Origin of the sequence: Thalassobacterium maritimum (assembly GCF_031127805.1) — a bacterium.
Taxonomy (GTDB): domain Bacteria; phylum Verrucomicrobiota; class Verrucomicrobiia; order Opitutales; family Coraliomargaritaceae; genus Thalassobacterium; species Thalassobacterium maritimum.
Genome location: NZ_JARXHW010000054.1, coordinates 1 through 15,779, shown reverse-complemented (window position 1 = coordinate 15,779; position 15,779 = coordinate 1). Strand labels below are relative to the sequence as shown.

The window sequence follows — 15,779 nt, the reverse complement described above, 5'->3', positions numbered from 1 at the left end:
TATGGGAGAATTGAATTTATTAATCGTTGGGCCTGCTGTTGTCTTGTGCCTGATCAATATCTTTTTTTGTGTTCGAGATTTATTCCGATATGAAATGCAATCTCTGTTTGCGGGAATGGTTCTTATTTACGTTCCGACTAATTTGTATGGGATGTTACTATTGCCGTTCATTGAATTGAAGGCAATTCATGAGCAGAAATTTTCATATGAAATTTTAAGTCATCAGTATTTGGGCTTTTTAGTACTTAATTTTGCAGTGTTCGCGATGTTTTTGGTGCGTGAATTCTTAATGCGAAACCGCCCTCCGCTACGATCGAATTTTGCTAGTATTAGGCTTCATGGATTTTTGGCGAACGGCATCTTTTGGTTTACAGTTTTTTATTCTTGCTTATTTATCCTGATGAAGCGCGGGCGACTTGCTGATTTTATACGAATAGTCGCGAGTGGTAATTTTCAAGCCTATTACAATTATCGGAAAGAATTGATCTTCGAGAAAGCCACTACTAATTTTCTCATTAACAACCTTGATTCGATTTTTGTGTATGGAATGTTATATTTCTTCGTCGGGTTGTTTGCTTGGAATTATTTTAGACTCAAACGCTTTGATTACAGGTTGTTTATTGTAACGCCTTTGTTGTTATTAACTGCTGTTTTACGCTTTCAGAAGGCTCCTCTGGTGATCGCTCTTTGTGCGATTTTATTTGCGTGGATTTATAGCCGTCGCTTTTCATCTAAAGCTTTAAGTAATTTTATCAAGGTGATCTTTGGTGGTGGCGTTGTCTTGATTGTCATCTACATGATATATAGTTTGCTGGGTTTTGAGGGCTCCATTCTCCATGGATTGCATGATCGTATTCTAGTTTCGCCTGCCTTTACAAGCTATGGCTTCTATTGGACTTTTCCTGATCATCATGGCTTCCTACGTTATGGGGGCTCAAGAACCTTTAATTTAATTTTTGGATTTGGCCAGGATCGCGAACTACTTACATATCTGGGGACTGCACCACTGATTGTGAGCCAATTTTTTTATGGTGCCACAGAATTCTTTAATTTTAATACCGGTATTCTTGGTGAAGGTTATGCACAGAACGGTTATTGGGGGGTTGCTCAAGCTGCATTTGTGTTATTTGGAGTGTTTTTGTGGTGGGACTATATTTTCTTAAAACGCTCTCCTTGGCGCGCTTACGCGCCTGTTTTAATTTTCTGTTTCTCTCAGTTTATGGTTATTTTAAATTCTGGAATGCTTTCCATTTTTAGCACTGGTTTCTTATTAATTCCTATGATGTATTGTATGATGTTCTGGCGACAGCGATGAGTCCTCCTAAAATACTATTTATTGCGTCTGTTCCTTATCCTACTGGTTGGGCTGCAAGTGCTCGTATCAGAAATCTCGTTGCTGGGTTTGAGGCTAGTCATTGGCATGTAGATATATGCCTGTTTGGGCGGCCAGCAGCGGAGGCAATCGAATCTTATGGGAATAATATTAGCTGGTGCTTCCCTGATGTTCGAGGTGGGCGTTTAGGACGGCAGTATGCTTATTACGTCGCTCCTAGGCGATTAGCATATCAGGTTCAGACTAAATCTGTGTATCAAACTTACGATTGCGTTTATTTATATGCGCGAGCGTATTCTGTTGTCGCACCCTTGATCGCGGCGTTCCAAGGTATTGGAGTACGTGTCATTGTTGATGTTAATGAAGCGCATTCGCATTTTTCTGGTTTGGGTGGTGCGTTGAGCCCCAACTTTTGGAATTCTTACTTCGGGTATCGTCACGCAATTCCACGAGCAGATTTAATCGCCTGTATTAGCGAGGAGTTAAGTGATTTTTATCGTGATATTGGAGCGAATACATTTCTACTGCCGTCCGTTGAATTTTATGATCAACGTCCTGAGAAGAATCGATTGGGGAGGACGAAGTTCCTTTATTCTGGATCATTTTATGAGAGAGACTATCCAGACTTGATGCTTTCCATTGTTGAAGGTTTGCTTCAGCGTGGAGTGCCTCTTGATTTCGTAATTACTGGTCCATATGAGAGTAGCCCGAATGCAGAGAAGTATCTAAAGCGGATAGAGTCTAGTGATTGCCTTCGAGAGAATACTCGATTGTTGGGGCGAGTCCCTGAATCTGAGTATCTTGAAATTAAGCGAACAATAGATTTTGGTTTTATTCTTCGACGTAATCACCACGCTGAGAGAGCCTCGTTTCCCACACGCTTAGTTGAGTTCATTCGAGAAGGTATTATTCCGGTTACAACTAGTGTGCCTGACGTTCCAAACTATTTAAGTCATGGACTTGATTCTGTTTTTACTGAGAGTCAGGGTATTGATGCGACTGTTGAGTATTTAGTTAAAGTCTGTGAGAATTCAGACGAAATGAATCGTTTGCGTGATAATGCTTTTGATGCTGGAAAGCTTCATTTTTGCGCAAAGAAAAATGTGGCTCGATTGATCGACTATTTAGATGGATAGATTAAAGAATCAAAACTACAAGGACAATGCGGCATCAGTTGCGAAGAGGCAAGGTTTGGGCTTTGTCGCTCGCTTGTGCTTATTTCTTTATTATGCAATCGCTAGGCACTTGCCTGATTCACCTCTTCCAGGAGCTACAGTCGCAATGATTATCCGGCGCGAGTTGGCGAAAAGAATTTTTAAGCGTGTTGGAGTGGATACCAAGGTGCATTCGAGTGTATACTTCGGTAGTGGTGTTAATGTTGAACTAGGAGACTTTTCATCATTAAATCATGGCGCATGGATTAGTAATGATACGGTTATTGGGCGGGATGTTATGATGGGGCCCTACGTGATGATGCTTTCAGGGAGTCATAATTTTGAGCGTTTAGATATATCTATGCGTGAGCAAGGCGCCCCGGCGCGTCGACCAATTATAATTGATGACGATGTCTGGATTGGAGCCAGGACCATTATTCTGCCAGGAGTGCATATTGGTAGTCATTCGATTGTTGGTGCGGGCAGTGTTGTAACAAAGAATGTAGCACCTTATAGTATTGTCGGGGGAGCGCCGGCGAAATTAATCAAAATGAGGTCCTAAATGAGAATAGCTGTCTTATCTTCAAGCATCTCGCGCTTAGCTGGAGGCTTGTTTTTTAGTGTGCGTGCACTGAGCAATGGTATTGCTACGCGTGGTAGCGAAGTTTCGGTTTTTAGTTTAAAGGACTGCCACTCTGAAGAAGATATAAAGGAGTGGGCGGGGCTCAATGTGTCAACTAGCCCAGTATGTGGCCCACGAGCGATAGGTTTTTCGCCTGAACTGGCCACATCCGTCCGTCAGTTCGCTCCAGATGTGCTGCATGTGCATGGTTTGTGGCAGTATACCAGTTGCGTGGCCCATCAGGAGTTTCGTAAACGGAAGGCTCCTTATGTCATGAGTCCACGAGGTATGCTTGATCCGTGGGCTGTAGGGAATTCCAGCTTCAAAAAGAAAGTAGCAGCATTCTTGTATGAGAGCCGAAACTTGAAAAGCGCCGCTTGTATGCACGCCCTAAATCTAAGTGAGGCGCAGTCGATTCGAGATTACGGTTTGAAGCAGCCGGTTTGCGTGCTCCCAAATGGTGTAGATTTGCCGTCAGACGAATTATTGCTGCCCCGAGAAGATGTGGGGGGGAAAAAGCGTATTGTCTTTATTGGGCGAATTCATCCCAAAAAGGGCATCCATGAAATGTTGAACGCATGGGCACGCGCATCAAAAGAGTTTCCCTCATTGATTGATGGATGGGAACTGGTGGTTGCTGGATGGGATGATGGTGGACACCTAGAGGGGTTGAAGGAGCATGCTACAGATTTATCTATCATTGATTCAGTCAGTTTTCCTGGTGCAGTGTATGGGGATGAAAAGGTCCAATTGCTGCGTTCTGCGGATTGGTTTATACTGCCATCGCATAGCGAAGGGATGCCGATGGCAGTGCTGGAGGCTTGGTCATATGGTATACCAGCGGTCTTGACGCCAGCTTGTAATCTGCCGGAAGGCTTTTCAGCTGGAGCGGCTATTTCGGTTGATCCTGTCGTTGGTTCCATTTTTGAAGGTTTTTTAGAGCTATTGGAACTGCCTGATTCTGAGCGGCTTGCTATGGGGGCTTCAGCTCGGGCTCTGGTTGAGGACCAGTTTACGTGGAGTCAGATCGCTCGAGAAATGCAGACTGTCTATGAGTGGATGCGTGGGGGTTCAGTTGTTCCTAGCTGTATGCTTGATTAGCATGTCACACCTGATCTGGGATGCATTTTTTGTTTAATACTGGCTTTTACAAGCCGAGCACTCATACGGGAGGGCCTATTTATTCTGTTTCTGCTTTGGCGGAATCATTGGTTAAGCGGGGGCACTGCGTGACCGTTGCTGCGGTTCGGAATAAAGCAGATTCCTGCAATTGTGATCAGAGCCGAGACTACGTATTGAATGGAGTGCATGTGCGATTGTTTGATTCGGTGCCATATTTATGGCAGAAATTACCGATGTCTCGTTTAAAACAGATGTCGGTGAGTCGCTTGGATCATAATTGGGAGAGGTGGTTGAACGAAATCATGCCTAGTGTAGATGTCTGTGACAGTCAGTTAGGATTTTTATATTCTAATCGCGCCGTCTCGCGGATCAGTAAAAAGCATGCAAAGATATACCTGTATCATCAGCGAGGGAATTTGGATCCTCGCCGCTTCGGAGCGAATGCACTGTTCAAGCGGGTATATCTAAATTTATTTGAAAAGCCAATTTTGACACGTGCGGATGTCTTGATTGCACTGTCTCAGCGGGAGGCAGAAGTCTTTAGAGCTTATGTGCCCAGCTCTAGGGTAGAGGTGATTCCTAATGGGGTAGATTGTCGCGAGTGGCTTCTACCAGCGGTCGCTGAGGGGGAGTTAGCGGATGTTTTTTTACGTATAGGTGACGCACCCTTGGTGATTTGGCATAGTCGAATGGTTAAAATGAAGGGGCCCGATGTCTTTGTCAGAGCCTTTGCCCGTGCACAGAAAAAGCAGCCTTCGCTACAAGCAATATTAGCAGGTCCGAATGAGGAGGGGCTACGTGAGGAATGCGAGATGATTGCGCAAGAAATGGGCGTTACAGACTGTGTATATTTTATGAATGCGTTGAGTGGCTCGAATCGGAGAGCTTTGTTACAGCGTGCAGATCTTTTTGTCTTACCCACTGCGGGGGAAGGTTTATCGATGGCAATCTTGGAAGCCATGGCTTGTGGATGTGCTGTTGTAACAACGCCAGAGGCAAACATCTCTGAGATACAAGCATGTGGCGCTGGTAGTGTCGTAGCTTGCAATGAGCTGGAGATCGGGAATGCGATCGTCGAGATGTTTTCTGAATCTGTAAGCGGGCTTGCTGCGCGGAAGGCGAATGCGCGTGCTTTAGTTGATGAGAATTTTTCCTTAACGGGGGTGGTTGATCGTTATTTGGAACTGGTAGAGAGGATATTGGCTGAATCTTGATATTACATTTCTTAGTAATGCACTTGTGATGCTATAACTTAATTAAGTTATAGCATTTTTTATTATTTTATGAAGTGCTTAGGTTTTTGGTATGTTACGAGCTAATCATTTAATTGATATTTATAATCTTTAATATTCTTTATTATTTATGGTTAGTCTTTTTTTTGTTGCTGCTCTGTTTGTCGTTTCATTTTCTAGTGCCGCCCCATTTAGGGCCTACCATGTCGGTAATTCATTGACTTGGGATGCTTTGGATAGTGCGAAGGGCTTTCCTGCGCTTTTAGAATCACAGGGCATTTATTATGAATATGATTATCATATTCGTTGTGGTCGTTCCTTGACTTACATCTGGAATCATCCAGATGAGACATGTGTTGCGCCAGTAGAACAAACTTTTTTAACGGCGTTAGCTGGGAATGAGTGGGATGTTGTGACGTTGCAGCCATACCGATCCACCAGTGGCGGGGAGACAACTTTAAACAGTGAGGTGGAGGCGATCATTAATATTATTAACGTCACGCGTTCAAATCCTGCAAATGATAAGACTCGCTTTATCATTCATGCAGCGTGGCCAGAGTATGTCCCAGAGCAAGCTTATCATTATTTGTGGGATGCTGATTTTAATCCTGATGCTTCGTTTTTGCTTAATGAGGCTTCACTACGTTTGCTTTATAAAAGAGTTCGCGAAGAACTACCAGAAGGTGTGGCGCTGAGTTTAAATCCAGCCGGTTGGTGTCTTGAGGAGCTTGAGCGGCAGATTGTTAATGATGAAATCAGCTTTGATCAAATTGATGATTTTTATCGTGACTCTTTGCATATGAGCTTATCATGGGGAAGATGGCTAATTAGTAATAGTTTATATGCCGCGATGTTTGAAACATCTCCAGCAGGTATTTCAGTTCCAGGCGTGCCGAGTGCTTTTGGATCAGGGGTGGAGGCGATCGACCCTTTGGATGCTGATAAGGCTAAACTGTTACAGGAACTGGCCTGGGAGGTATATTTGAAACAACCGCATTTAGCTAGTGATAAGCCTCTGCGTGTGGTGCTGGTGATGGGACAAAGTAATGCCGTTGGGGCTGGTACTTGGGCTGAGCTAAGCGATGAGATGAAAGCTACTGTCTCGATCGATTATATTCGTTTTTATGAGGAAGGTTTAGGGCGATTGCTGGAGAGCGACACCGCTCAAATATGGGTGCCGGAAGCTAAGTTTGGGCCGGAACTTGGATTGAGCTCCGTATTGCAGCATGATGATTCCGATTTGATGATACTTAAATATGCGGTAGGCGGAACGTCTATCGCGGAGCATTGGGCCCCTCACCTTGGTCCGGATGAGCGGTTGCGATATGGATTATTTGATAAGTGGAAAGCATTTTATCGGGACAGTTTACAAGATATGGCCAGTGTCAGTGATTCTATTGACGTGGTGGGCTTGGTTTGGATGCAGGGAAAGTCTGATGCACTGAATGGATATTCGAGGCATTATAAAGCTAATTTAGCCGAACTGTTAAGTGCTATTAGAGCCGAGGTGGGTGATTCTGAGTTACCGATTCTACTTGGAAGGATTCATTCAGGCTTAGAGACATTTACTGAGACGGAGCAGCTTGAGTGGTTTGATGTACGCCGGGCACAAATGGAAGTGGCTAATGGTATGCAAAATTGTTGGTGGTTGAATACTGATTTTTGTCAGCGCAGATTTCAGAATACTGATAACCATTACGACACTCAGGGGAGTTTTGATTTGGGGATATTGTTTGGAGAAGCGCTGAATGTAGTTCTTGAGCGCGATGGCTTACAATCCGAAGCCTCTGTTGAGGAGCTTGGTGTCACGAGGAGTCATCTCAGTAAAGAGCTCTCGTTTGTTAGTGGCGTAGATTTCTTGTCGGCCAATCAGGGCGAGCCAGTCATCGAGATGAAACGTTCTAGTGTGGAGCCTTCGCTTGTTATTCGACAGCGGATACTGACTGGCAATGTCGATTCTGAGTTAGAGTGCTCTTCGGATCTCAATTACTGGGGGCCAAGTGATCAATTTTTTTCTAAACTGTTGAATGACGATCCTACGGATGGGCTTGTTCGATTTGAGCTGTCCCCTTTTCCGGATCTAAAGAAGCATCGCAGCTTCATGCGATTGACTGCTACACAAGATACAGCCAGCACGCTTAGTCATTGGAAAGAGCGAAAGCAGCAGTATCTCGCGGGAGAAATTGATCGATTAAACGTTGTCGTGATCGGAGATAGCTGGGTTCATGGTTCCGAGCGACTCACTGAACCATTGCGCGATCTCTTCCAGCAGGATCTTTACGAAGACGGAGGCGTGGGCTATGTGAATTTTGGTTGGTATCGGACATATGACAAACACATGGATTTAGGTGCCGACAGTAGGCAAATTTCTGGTAATAAAACAACTGGATGGCATACTGAATATTCTAAGGCGTGCAGTCTTGCAGGGAGTCATATCTATAGCAGTGAGCAGGGTGAATCGATCACGCTGGATTTGAAAGTAGCGCATGACTATGGTGAAATTCACTATTATGTGCATCCGGGAGGCGGAGATTTTAAGTATCGAGTGGCAGGGGGAGATTGGCATCTGGTTGAAACCGATGGTGTTGGCGAATATCGGACTGTGGAGATTATAGGTATTTCGGGTGTTACTGGAGATATTGATATTGAGCTTGCTGATGCCGGCAGCGAAGGGGTCATCTTAATGGGAGCATATTTCAGAAATGATACTGGTGTGGTAGTCAATAAGTGCGGCAAGTCGGGGGCGACGGCATATACTTTCCTTTCGAATGTACTTCCTGGAGTGTACGAGCCTGCTTTTGAATCTCTGGAGCCTGATCTCGTTATTATGTTGCTTGGGACGAGTGAGCAAATTTCGAATCATTCAGCTCACACGCCATATCAGTTTCATTTGAGAATGAAAGGCTTGATTGAGCGCACACATGAAGCTGCTCCATCCGCGGATATTATTTGTATGGTGCCAGCAGTTAACGCATACGATTTGCTTAGAAATTACTCAATGTTGGATTATCGAGATGTCTCTTATTATGTAGCTAATCTGAGTGGTGCCGCATTTATTGACTTAACGGAGATCTTTGGTGAATTCGATTCTTATAAGTATGATTCCGAGGGAAATACGCTTGGCTGGTTTATCCAAGATGGTAAGCACCCCAGCGTCGAGGGAGCTAAGGTGGTTGCCCAGTCGATTTACGATTTACTAGAGTGATTGTTGTCGTAAGTTTTACTTGTGGAATTAAACATTAAAGAAAATCGAGAGGCGTCTAAATATACGAAGCGTGTCATGCTGGCCCGGATACTTTGGGGCTTCGGGAAGTTTGTTTTCAGATGGACCCCGCGGCCATGCTTTGGGCTGAGGCGCTCTATATTACGACTTTTTGGGGCAACTGTAGGTCAGAATGTTAATATTTATTCGTCATCTTTAATATATTATCCCTGGAACTTGACCATCGGCGATCATTCGTCGATCGGAGAGTGGGCGTTGATCTATAACTTAGGGGCAATCACTATTGGAGAGCGTGCAACTGTCTCGCAACGCGTCCACCTGTGTGCAGGCACGCATGATTATAAAGATCCTGCCATGCGTTTGTTGACGCCGTCGATTGTTATAGGTAGTGACTCTTGGATTTGTGCAGATGTTTTTATTGGACCTGGTGTCAATGTTGGTGATCATGCGATTGTTGCTGCTGCCTCAGTTGTTGTTAAGGATGTGGGTATTGCTCAAATTGTGGGCGGCAACCCTGCTAAATTTATTAAAGAACGTTAAGTATGAGTCATATTACAGTTGTAATTCCCGTTAAGAATGAGGCAAAGAATTTGTCTGCTTGTATTGCTGCAGCTCGCGATATCGGCCCCATTGTTGTCGTAGATTCCATGAGCTCGGATGATACGCGTGGAGTGGCGCTAGCTGCGGGTGCAGAAGTTCTTGATTTTAGTTGGGATGGGCAATTTCCTAAGAAGCGAAATTGGACTTTAAGAAATTACTCATTCACAACTGAATGGGTGTTGTTCCTCGATGCGGACGAGTTCGTTTCTGCTGATTTTATCAAAGAGCTAAAATCGACTCTTTTGAATACGGAACATGTGGGGTTTTGGCTTAATTTCGAAAATCATTTTATGGGTAAGAAATTACGAGGTGGTGATCCGTTTCGTAAACTTGCTCTGTTTCGTGTCGATGCGGGTGAGTATGAGAGAATCGATGAAGATAATTGGAGCCATCTTGACATGGAGGTACATGAGCATCCTGTGCTTGAGGGCTCTATTGGTGAAATTAGAGCCTCAATCGAGCATAATGATTTTCGAGGATTGAAACACTATATAGCAAAGCACAATGAGTATTCATCGTGGGAGGCGGCACGTTACAAGCGACTAGTTGGCCGGGATGATTGTCCTAAGTCTTCAGGCGAGTGGGCTGCGTTAACTGAACGTCAGAAGAAAAAATATAAGAATCTATCAAAATGGTGGTTTGCTCCAGCTTACTTCATCGTTAGTTACTTTTGTAAAAAAGGTTTTTTGGATGGATCAGTTGGTTTGCACTTCTCATTGCTAAAAGCGGTGTATTTCTACCAGATTCGATTGAAGATCATCGCCGCGGATGCTTAGGGTTATTCTTTTGGGGAATATGATGTTTAAGTGAGTGTGAGTTCTTCTTTCAGTATAAACTGTGTGAGCTTGTAGTAGGTTTGATTACGGTCGAATAATGCTCTTGCCATCTTTTTTGCATTGTCTCCTTGTCCCTTTAAAAGTCTTCGATTATCGGCATATTCTTTAAGGGCAATGTCGAGTGATTCGGCATTGCCTTCGTTGTAATTAGAGCCTGCGTTCCAAGTATCTAGCAGTTGTTTGAGTTCACCTCCAAGACAGCTTAGTATAGGGAGTCCGGCGGCGGTTAATTCACATATTTTTGCAGGGCAAGCGACCCAACTTGCCGGGCGATTGGGGACTAATGCTAAGTCTGATTGTAGTAAGAGTTTAGTGACAGCATCTTTCCCTATGTAGCCGTGGAATATAACTCGTTCGCTTGTTTTGTGATATAGAGAGTTTTGATTCAATATTTGACTGTCAGTTTCTTTGCATCGTGCCTCAAGTGTGGAACGTTTTGGGCCATCACCAGCAAAGTGAATTTGAAATGGAAATAGGCCTTCTTTTTTCCAGCGTTCCGCGACCTCTATAATAGTTTCTAGGTCGTAGCCGGAACTCATTGAGCCTAGGTATACTGCTTGCAGTGGAGGCTGTGGCTTTGTCGCTGATTCGGGGCCGTTTTCGACGCAGTGGAGAGTGGAAAGTTTGGAGTTAGGAGTTACCTTGCTTTCCACTTTCCACTTTCCACTTTCTATTGCGCGCCCTGCACTAAAGCGCTCCAAGTCGGTACCGTGGTAGCATAGGTGTAGTGGCTTGGCTGTGATGCTGGTGGCATCGGGCGCTAAAGGAACCCGACTACGTTTTAAATACTGCTTGGCCAGATCGAGATAGCTTTGGCCGACGGCGCTGATCTTGTCGGCACCTTGATAGGCCCGGCGTGCGCTGCGGTGCATGGGCTTCAGTAGTATCGGACCGAGGGCTTGTCGTAAGGGCTTTGGGATCGCTCGATAGAATGTCTCTGGCCAAGCATCTTTGATGTCCACAATGACTTGGCAGGCAGGCTGCGCCTGCGATGCTTGATGGCGGATGGATGATGACTGATGCGTGATGGGGGCTCGTTGGTTGAGCTCTGACCTTTGTCCCCTGTCTTTTGCCTTTCTGTTGACAGCGTCGCGAATTCGAAAGGCTTGTTCGGCCACGCCGAGTGGGGGGAGGGAGACGACGATACGATTGGGCGCTTTGAGTTCGCCGTTCTCTAGGCCGCTCATGGCTTCTTGGTAGAAGCCTTGAGCGAATTGGCGGTGATTCTTGAGGCGCGCGAAGCTGATGTTTTTTGCATAGGGCGGAGTTTCGATGAGTCGCACTGAGAAGCCATCGGTATCGGGGCAGGGCTTGCGCTTGGACTTGGTCAGGTGTGAGAAATCGGAAGACCACCAAATGACTTTGTGTCCTTGTTGAACTAGCATGCGTGCGATTGGCCAATACCTGCGTGGTACATCTGTTTCGTTAGGAAGTTGATCGAAAGGATTTACAATCCAAATCTGCATTGGAGTCGATGTGTATAAAAAGTGCATTGGTTGAGGGATCGCCACTTAAAAGTATCTAGTGAGCGAAAACTAGCTTGTCGAGCGCTCGCTTAGAAGTAGCCGAGTCCTTTAGGCTCGGTTTTACGCAGCTTGGAGTGTCTGGCTGCTCATGTGGGGGCGGGGTCTAAAGAGCCCCGCTACTTTGGGGGAGCGGGCGCTTTGTGGTAGCCGAGTCCTTTAGGCTCGGTTCTGCGCTGCTTGGAGTGTCGGGCTGCTCATGCGGGAACGGGGTCTAAAGAGCCCCGCTACTTTGGGGGAGCGGGCGCTTTGTGGTAGCCGAGTCCTTTAGGCTCGGTTTTACGCAGTTTGGAGTGTCGGGCCGCTCATGCGGGAACGGGGTCTAAAGAGCCCCGCTACTTTTGGGGGAGCGGACTAAAGGGTCTTTATTAAATCGATTGCTTCGTGTTGGGCGAAGTCCGCAGGTGCGGTGAAGCCGAAGGTGCCGGCTGGGATTTTTAGCCCGATCTGTGCGTAGCACGCGGCCACGTATTCAGAACAGATATATGCCTGGGGCGCGTCTGTTTGTAGGGGCGGAGGAAATTGGTCCATGATGTCGGGTGCCATGCGGTTTAAAGTGATACGTGCGGCGATTTCGGCGATTTGTTGTCCATCGTATGGGTAGCCAAAACGATCCACCGCAAAGCGTCCAAGCGTTGCCAAGCGATCCTGATGCACTCGAGCCTCGAAGTCGCGGTGCCGCATGATTTGCATCTCGCCGGGATAGCGGTTTCCCTTTTGGTCGTAATTTTCGAGATATTGTTTGAGAGGCACGGTGCGAACACCAATCGGTTCGACACTTTCGAGCAGCATGATCCGGTCAAATGCATCCAGTCGTAACACCAAGGCCACATGACTCCAGCGGCTCGCCGTCGCGGCCTGTATCATTTTCGAAAACCAGCCACTGCCGGAGCAGAGTAGTAGGTCGCCGGTGTGTATCTGAGGATCCATCATAATGCAAAAAGTAGACGGAAGTATAGGCGCACTTTAGCTAAGAAGAAAGGGCGAATTATCGTTATTAAATATGAGCGCTTAACTTTGATGGGGGCTTACAACGACGCATTTTTAACCGCTTATGACCGCTTATGACCGCTTATGGACCGCTAATCTTACACGCCGCAAGGATCCTACCACAGCATTCATTTATAAGCGTGTCATCAGCGGTTATAAGCGGTCTCCGGCGTAGCCGGCCTACGTGTGAGCGGCTGACTCTGATGTGGTTTGAGTGTCACTGATCCTACCACGGCGCAATTTTTTAACCGCTTATCACCGCTAATGGACCGCTAATCTTACACGGCGCATAGATCCACCTCAACATTCTTTTATAAGCGTGTCATCAGCGGTGATAAGCGGTCTCCGGCGCAGCCGGCCTGCGTATGAGCGGCTGACTCTGATGTGGTTTGAGTGTCACTGATCCTACAACGGCGCATTTTTTTAATCGCTTATGACCGCTTATGGACCGCTAATCTTACACGCCGCATGGATCCTACCTCAGCATTCTATTTATAAGCGTGTCATCAGCGGTGATAAGCGGTCTCCGGCGTAGCCGGCTTACGTGTGAGCGGCTGACTCTGATGTGCTTTGAGTGTCACTGATCCTACCACGGCGCATTTTTTTAACCGCTTATCACCGCTAATGGACCGCTAATCTTACACGTCGCATGGATCCACCTCAGCATTCTTTTATAAGCGTGTCATCAGCGGTGATAAGCGGTTTCCGGCGCAGCCGGCCTACGTGTGAGCGGTTGACTCTGCTAACGCGGCATTCTTTTCGTCGTCGGTCGTCTTCTCAGCTAGTTTGGGTGGTTTCGGAGAGGGCTGGTGCTCGGGGGAGGGACTTGATCTGACGCCGGTTGCTGAAGCGACCGCTCCCAGCGATCACATGATTTTTATTTTAAGGCGTGATTAAGTGAAATTATGTGGCTAAAGAAACGCCCGCGCCAAAACATATTTTAGCAAACCTTATCGATGCCAAAGAAGTTTTTAATTATTTCTCAAGTCTTTCCTCCGGATCCGGCCGCGGTGGGGCAATATTTCGACGAAGCGGCACAAGCGTTGCGTGCGCAGGGCGCGCAGGTCACGATTCTGACTGCGAATCGTGGTTACGACGATCCGGATCAGCAGTTTGAGCCGCGGGAGGATCGCTCGGGCGTGCAAGTGCGGCGCTTACCTGCATCTTCTTTTGGCAAGGCGAGCATGCCGGTGCGCATCTTCGGTCAGCTCTCTTTTTTACTGCAGTGTATCCTGCGCGGGCTCTTCCAGCGCGGCTTGACGGATCTACTGGTTTCAACCTCACCGCCCATGTGTGGCATTGTGGCGGTCTTGATTGGTTGGCTGCGTCCATCGGTGAAGGTGCACTATTGGGTCATGGATTTGAACCCGGACCAAGCGGTGGCCTTGGAGGTTTTTAAGCCTGGGCACCCCTTGGTGAAAGCGATGGATTGGTTGAATCGTCGTATTCTGAATCGTGCGAACTCAGTGATCGCCTTGGACCGCTTCATGGCGGAGCGCTTACGAGTGAAGCTGGCAGGCAAAGCCGCGCAGCCGCGGATTGAGGTGATCCCGCCTTGGCCGATGGGCCAGCATGCGGAAGCGCTGGCGCATACGGACAATTCATTTCGGCAAGCACAGGGCTGGGACGATAAATTTGTGGTAATGTTCAGTGGGAATCACAGTTGGGTACACCCCTTAGGCACGATCTTGGATGCTGCCGAGCAGCTGGCGGGGGACCCCCGTTTTGTGTTTGCCTTCATCGGAGGTGGCAAGGGCAAGGCCGAAGTGGATGAGCGTATCGCGAAGTGGGGGCAACTGGCTGAAGGAGTCGCGCGCCCCGCGGTGGTTTCTTTACCTTACCAGCCTTTAGAAGTGATCCGCTATTCGCTCTCTGCGGCGGACCTGCATTTGGTTTCCTTGGGCGACAACATGGGCGGAATTGTGCACCCCTGCAAGGTGTATGGCGCCTTGGCGATGGCGCGGCCGGTCCTGACCTTAGGACCGAAAGAGAGTTATTTGAATGACATCTTAAGCGAGCATCCGGTCGGTTGGTCGGTCGCACATGGAGATGTCGCGGGAGCGGTCAGAGCACTGCAGGAAGCGGCGGATCTCAGCGAGGAGGACTGGAACGCTATGGGCATGCGAGCGCGTAAAGTGGTGGCGAATCAATTCAAGCGTGAAGAGTTGGTGCAGCAGTTTACAGACACCGTGATGGGCCAGCGCTGAGCGCAAAAGAAACTAGCTGAACCGTTAATTTACGTGAATTTTCGTTAAGCGTGGACCTTTCACGCTGCCTGGATCTAACACGGCGCATGGATCCACCTCAGCATTCTATTTATAAGCGTGTATCAGCGGCGATAAGCGGTTTCCGGCGCAGCCGGCTTACGTGTGAGCGGCTGACTCTGATGTGGTTTGAGTGTCACTGATCCTACAACGGCGCAATTTTTTAACCGCTGATGACCGCTAATGGACCGCTAATCTAACACGGCGCATGGACCCACCTCAGCATTCTATTTATAAGCGTGTTATCAGCGGTGATAAGCGGTTTCCGGCGCAGCCGGCTTACGTGTGAGCGGCTGACTCTGATGTGGTTTGAGTGTCACTGATCCTACCACGGCGCATTTTTTTAACCGCTTATCACCGCTAATGGACCGCTAATCTAACACGGCGCATGGATCCACCTCAGCATTCTATTTATAAGCGTGTTATCAGCGGTGATAAGCGGTCTCCGGGGCAGCCGGCCTGCGTATGATCGGCTGACTCTGATGTGGTTTGAGTGTCACTGATCCTACCACGGCGCATTTTTTTAACCGCTGATGACCGCTAATGGACCGCTAATCTTACACGCCGCATGGATTCTACCTCAGCATTCTTTTATAAGCGTGTTATCAGCGGTGATAAGCGGTTGCCAGCGCAGACGGCTTACGTGTGAGCGGCTGACTCTGATGTGGTTTGAGTGTCACTGATCCTACCACGGCGCATTTTTTTAACCGCTTATGACCGCTTATGGACCGCTAATCTTACACGCCGCATGGATCCTACCACAGCATTCTATTTATAAGCGTGTCATCAGCGGTGATAAGCGGTCTCCGGCGTAGCCGGCTTACGTGTGAGCGGCTGACTCTGATGTGGTTTGAGTGTCACTGATCCTACAACGGCGCAT

General features: G+C 47.3%; 11 protein-coding genes. 9 read left to right on the top strand and 2 right to left on the bottom strand.

Going from position 1 to position 15,779, the window contains the following annotated elements; translation table 11 throughout:
- Nucleotide 1 precedes the first annotated feature (1 nt).
- The 8 genes from QEH52_RS16645 (at nt 2) to QEH52_RS16610 (ending at nt 10,062) form a co-directional block, all read left to right on the top strand.
- Nucleotides 2-1,315, top strand: a complete 1,314-nt coding sequence (locus QEH52_RS16645; RefSeq protein WP_308951988.1) for a hypothetical protein — start codon at nt 2-4, stop codon at nt 1,313-1,315.
- Nucleotides 1,312-2,469 carry a glycosyltransferase gene (locus QEH52_RS16640; RefSeq protein WP_308951987.1) on the top strand — a complete coding sequence of 386 codons (1,158 nt, stop codon included), beginning with the start codon at nt 1,312-1,314 and terminating at the stop codon, nt 2,467-2,469. Before QEH52_RS16645 ends, QEH52_RS16640 begins: the two co-directional genes overlap by 4 nt.
- On the top strand, nt 2,462-3,049 hold the full coding sequence (locus QEH52_RS16635) for an acyltransferase (RefSeq protein WP_308951985.1): 588 nt from the start codon (nt 2,462-2,464) through the stop codon (nt 3,047-3,049). The genes QEH52_RS16640 and QEH52_RS16635 overlap by 8 nt, the downstream gene beginning before the upstream one ends.
- Entirely contained in the window at nt 3,050-4,210 is a 1,161-nt protein-coding gene (locus QEH52_RS16630) for a glycosyltransferase (RefSeq protein WP_308951983.1), read from the top strand.
- Nucleotides 4,211-4,230: 20 nt separating this feature from the next.
- A complete protein-coding gene (locus tag QEH52_RS16625; protein ID WP_308951981.1) occupies nt 4,231-5,445 on the top strand; it encodes a glycosyltransferase in 1,215 nt (404 codons plus the stop codon).
- A 148-nt stretch (nt 5,446-5,593) separates the two neighbouring features.
- Nucleotides 5,594-8,668, top strand: coding sequence for a sialate O-acetylesterase (locus QEH52_RS16620; protein WP_308951980.1), 3,075 nt, complete (start codon nt 5,594-5,596; stop codon nt 8,666-8,668).
- 21 nt (nt 8,669-8,689) lie between these two features.
- Nucleotides 8,690-9,226, top strand: coding sequence for an LbetaH domain-containing protein (locus tag QEH52_RS16615; protein WP_308951979.1), 537 nt, complete (start codon nt 8,690-8,692; stop codon nt 9,224-9,226).
- A 2-nt stretch (nt 9,227-9,228) separates the two neighbouring features.
- On the top strand, nt 9,229-10,062 hold the full coding sequence (locus QEH52_RS16610) for a glycosyltransferase family 2 protein (RefSeq protein WP_308951978.1): 834 nt from the start codon (nt 9,229-9,231) through the stop codon (nt 10,060-10,062).
- 26 nt (nt 10,063-10,088) lie between these two features.
- Here the strand turns inward: QEH52_RS16610 and QEH52_RS16605 are convergent, their stop codons facing one another.
- Together QEH52_RS16605 and QEH52_RS16600 are read right to left on the bottom strand one after the other, a co-directional pair.
- Nucleotides 10,089-11,507 carry a glycosyltransferase gene (locus QEH52_RS16605; RefSeq protein WP_308951976.1) on the bottom strand — a complete coding sequence of 473 codons (1,419 nt, stop codon included), beginning with the start codon at nt 11,505-11,507 and terminating at the stop codon, nt 10,089-10,091.
- A 492-nt stretch (nt 11,508-11,999) separates the two neighbouring features.
- Complete coding sequence (locus QEH52_RS16600; protein ID WP_308951975.1) at nt 12,000-12,578, bottom strand: YiiX/YebB-like N1pC/P60 family cysteine hydrolase; 579 nt, start codon at nt 12,576-12,578, stop codon at nt 12,000-12,002.
- A 1,013-nt stretch (nt 12,579-13,591) separates the two neighbouring features.
- On the opposite strand from QEH52_RS16600, the gene QEH52_RS16595 reads away from it, so the two are divergent.
- The gene (locus QEH52_RS16595; protein WP_308951974.1) at nt 13,592-14,842 is read left to right on the top strand and encodes a glycosyltransferase family 4 protein; all 1,251 of its coding nucleotides are present in this window, start codon (nt 13,592-13,594) and stop codon (nt 14,840-14,842) included.
- Nucleotides 14,843-15,779 lie beyond the last annotated feature (937 nt).

Bases quoted from the DNA above. Each gene is read 5' to 3' on its own strand.
- QEH52_RS16645 (WP_308951988.1), top strand. From the start codon at position 2: ATGGGAGAATTGAATTTATTAATCGTTGGGCCTGCTGTTGTCTTGTGC.
- QEH52_RS16640 (WP_308951987.1), top strand. From the start codon at position 1,312: ATGAGTCCTCCTAAAATACTATTTATTGCGTCTGTTCCTTATCCTACT.
- QEH52_RS16635 (WP_308951985.1), top strand. From the start codon at position 2,462: ATGGATAGATTAAAGAATCAAAACTACAAGGACAATGCGGCATCAGTT.
- QEH52_RS16630 (WP_308951983.1), top strand. From the start codon at position 3,050: ATGAGAATAGCTGTCTTATCTTCAAGCATCTCGCGCTTAGCTGGAGGC.
- QEH52_RS16625 (WP_308951981.1), top strand. From the start codon at position 4,231: ATGCATTTTTTGTTTAATACTGGCTTTTACAAGCCGAGCACTCATACG.
- QEH52_RS16620 (WP_308951980.1), top strand. From the start codon at position 5,594: ATGGTTAGTCTTTTTTTTGTTGCTGCTCTGTTTGTCGTTTCATTTTCT.
- QEH52_RS16610 (WP_308951978.1), top strand. From the start codon at position 9,229: ATGAGTCATATTACAGTTGTAATTCCCGTTAAGAATGAGGCAAAGAAT.
- QEH52_RS16605 (WP_308951976.1), bottom strand. From the start codon at position 11,507: ATGCTAGTTCAACAAGGACACAAAGTCATTTGGTGGTCTTCCGATTTC.
- QEH52_RS16600 (WP_308951975.1), bottom strand. From the start codon at position 12,578: ATGATGGATCCTCAGATACACACCGGCGACCTACTACTCTGCTCCGGC.
- QEH52_RS16595 (WP_308951974.1), top strand. From the start codon at position 13,592: ATGCCAAAGAAGTTTTTAATTATTTCTCAAGTCTTTCCTCCGGATCCG.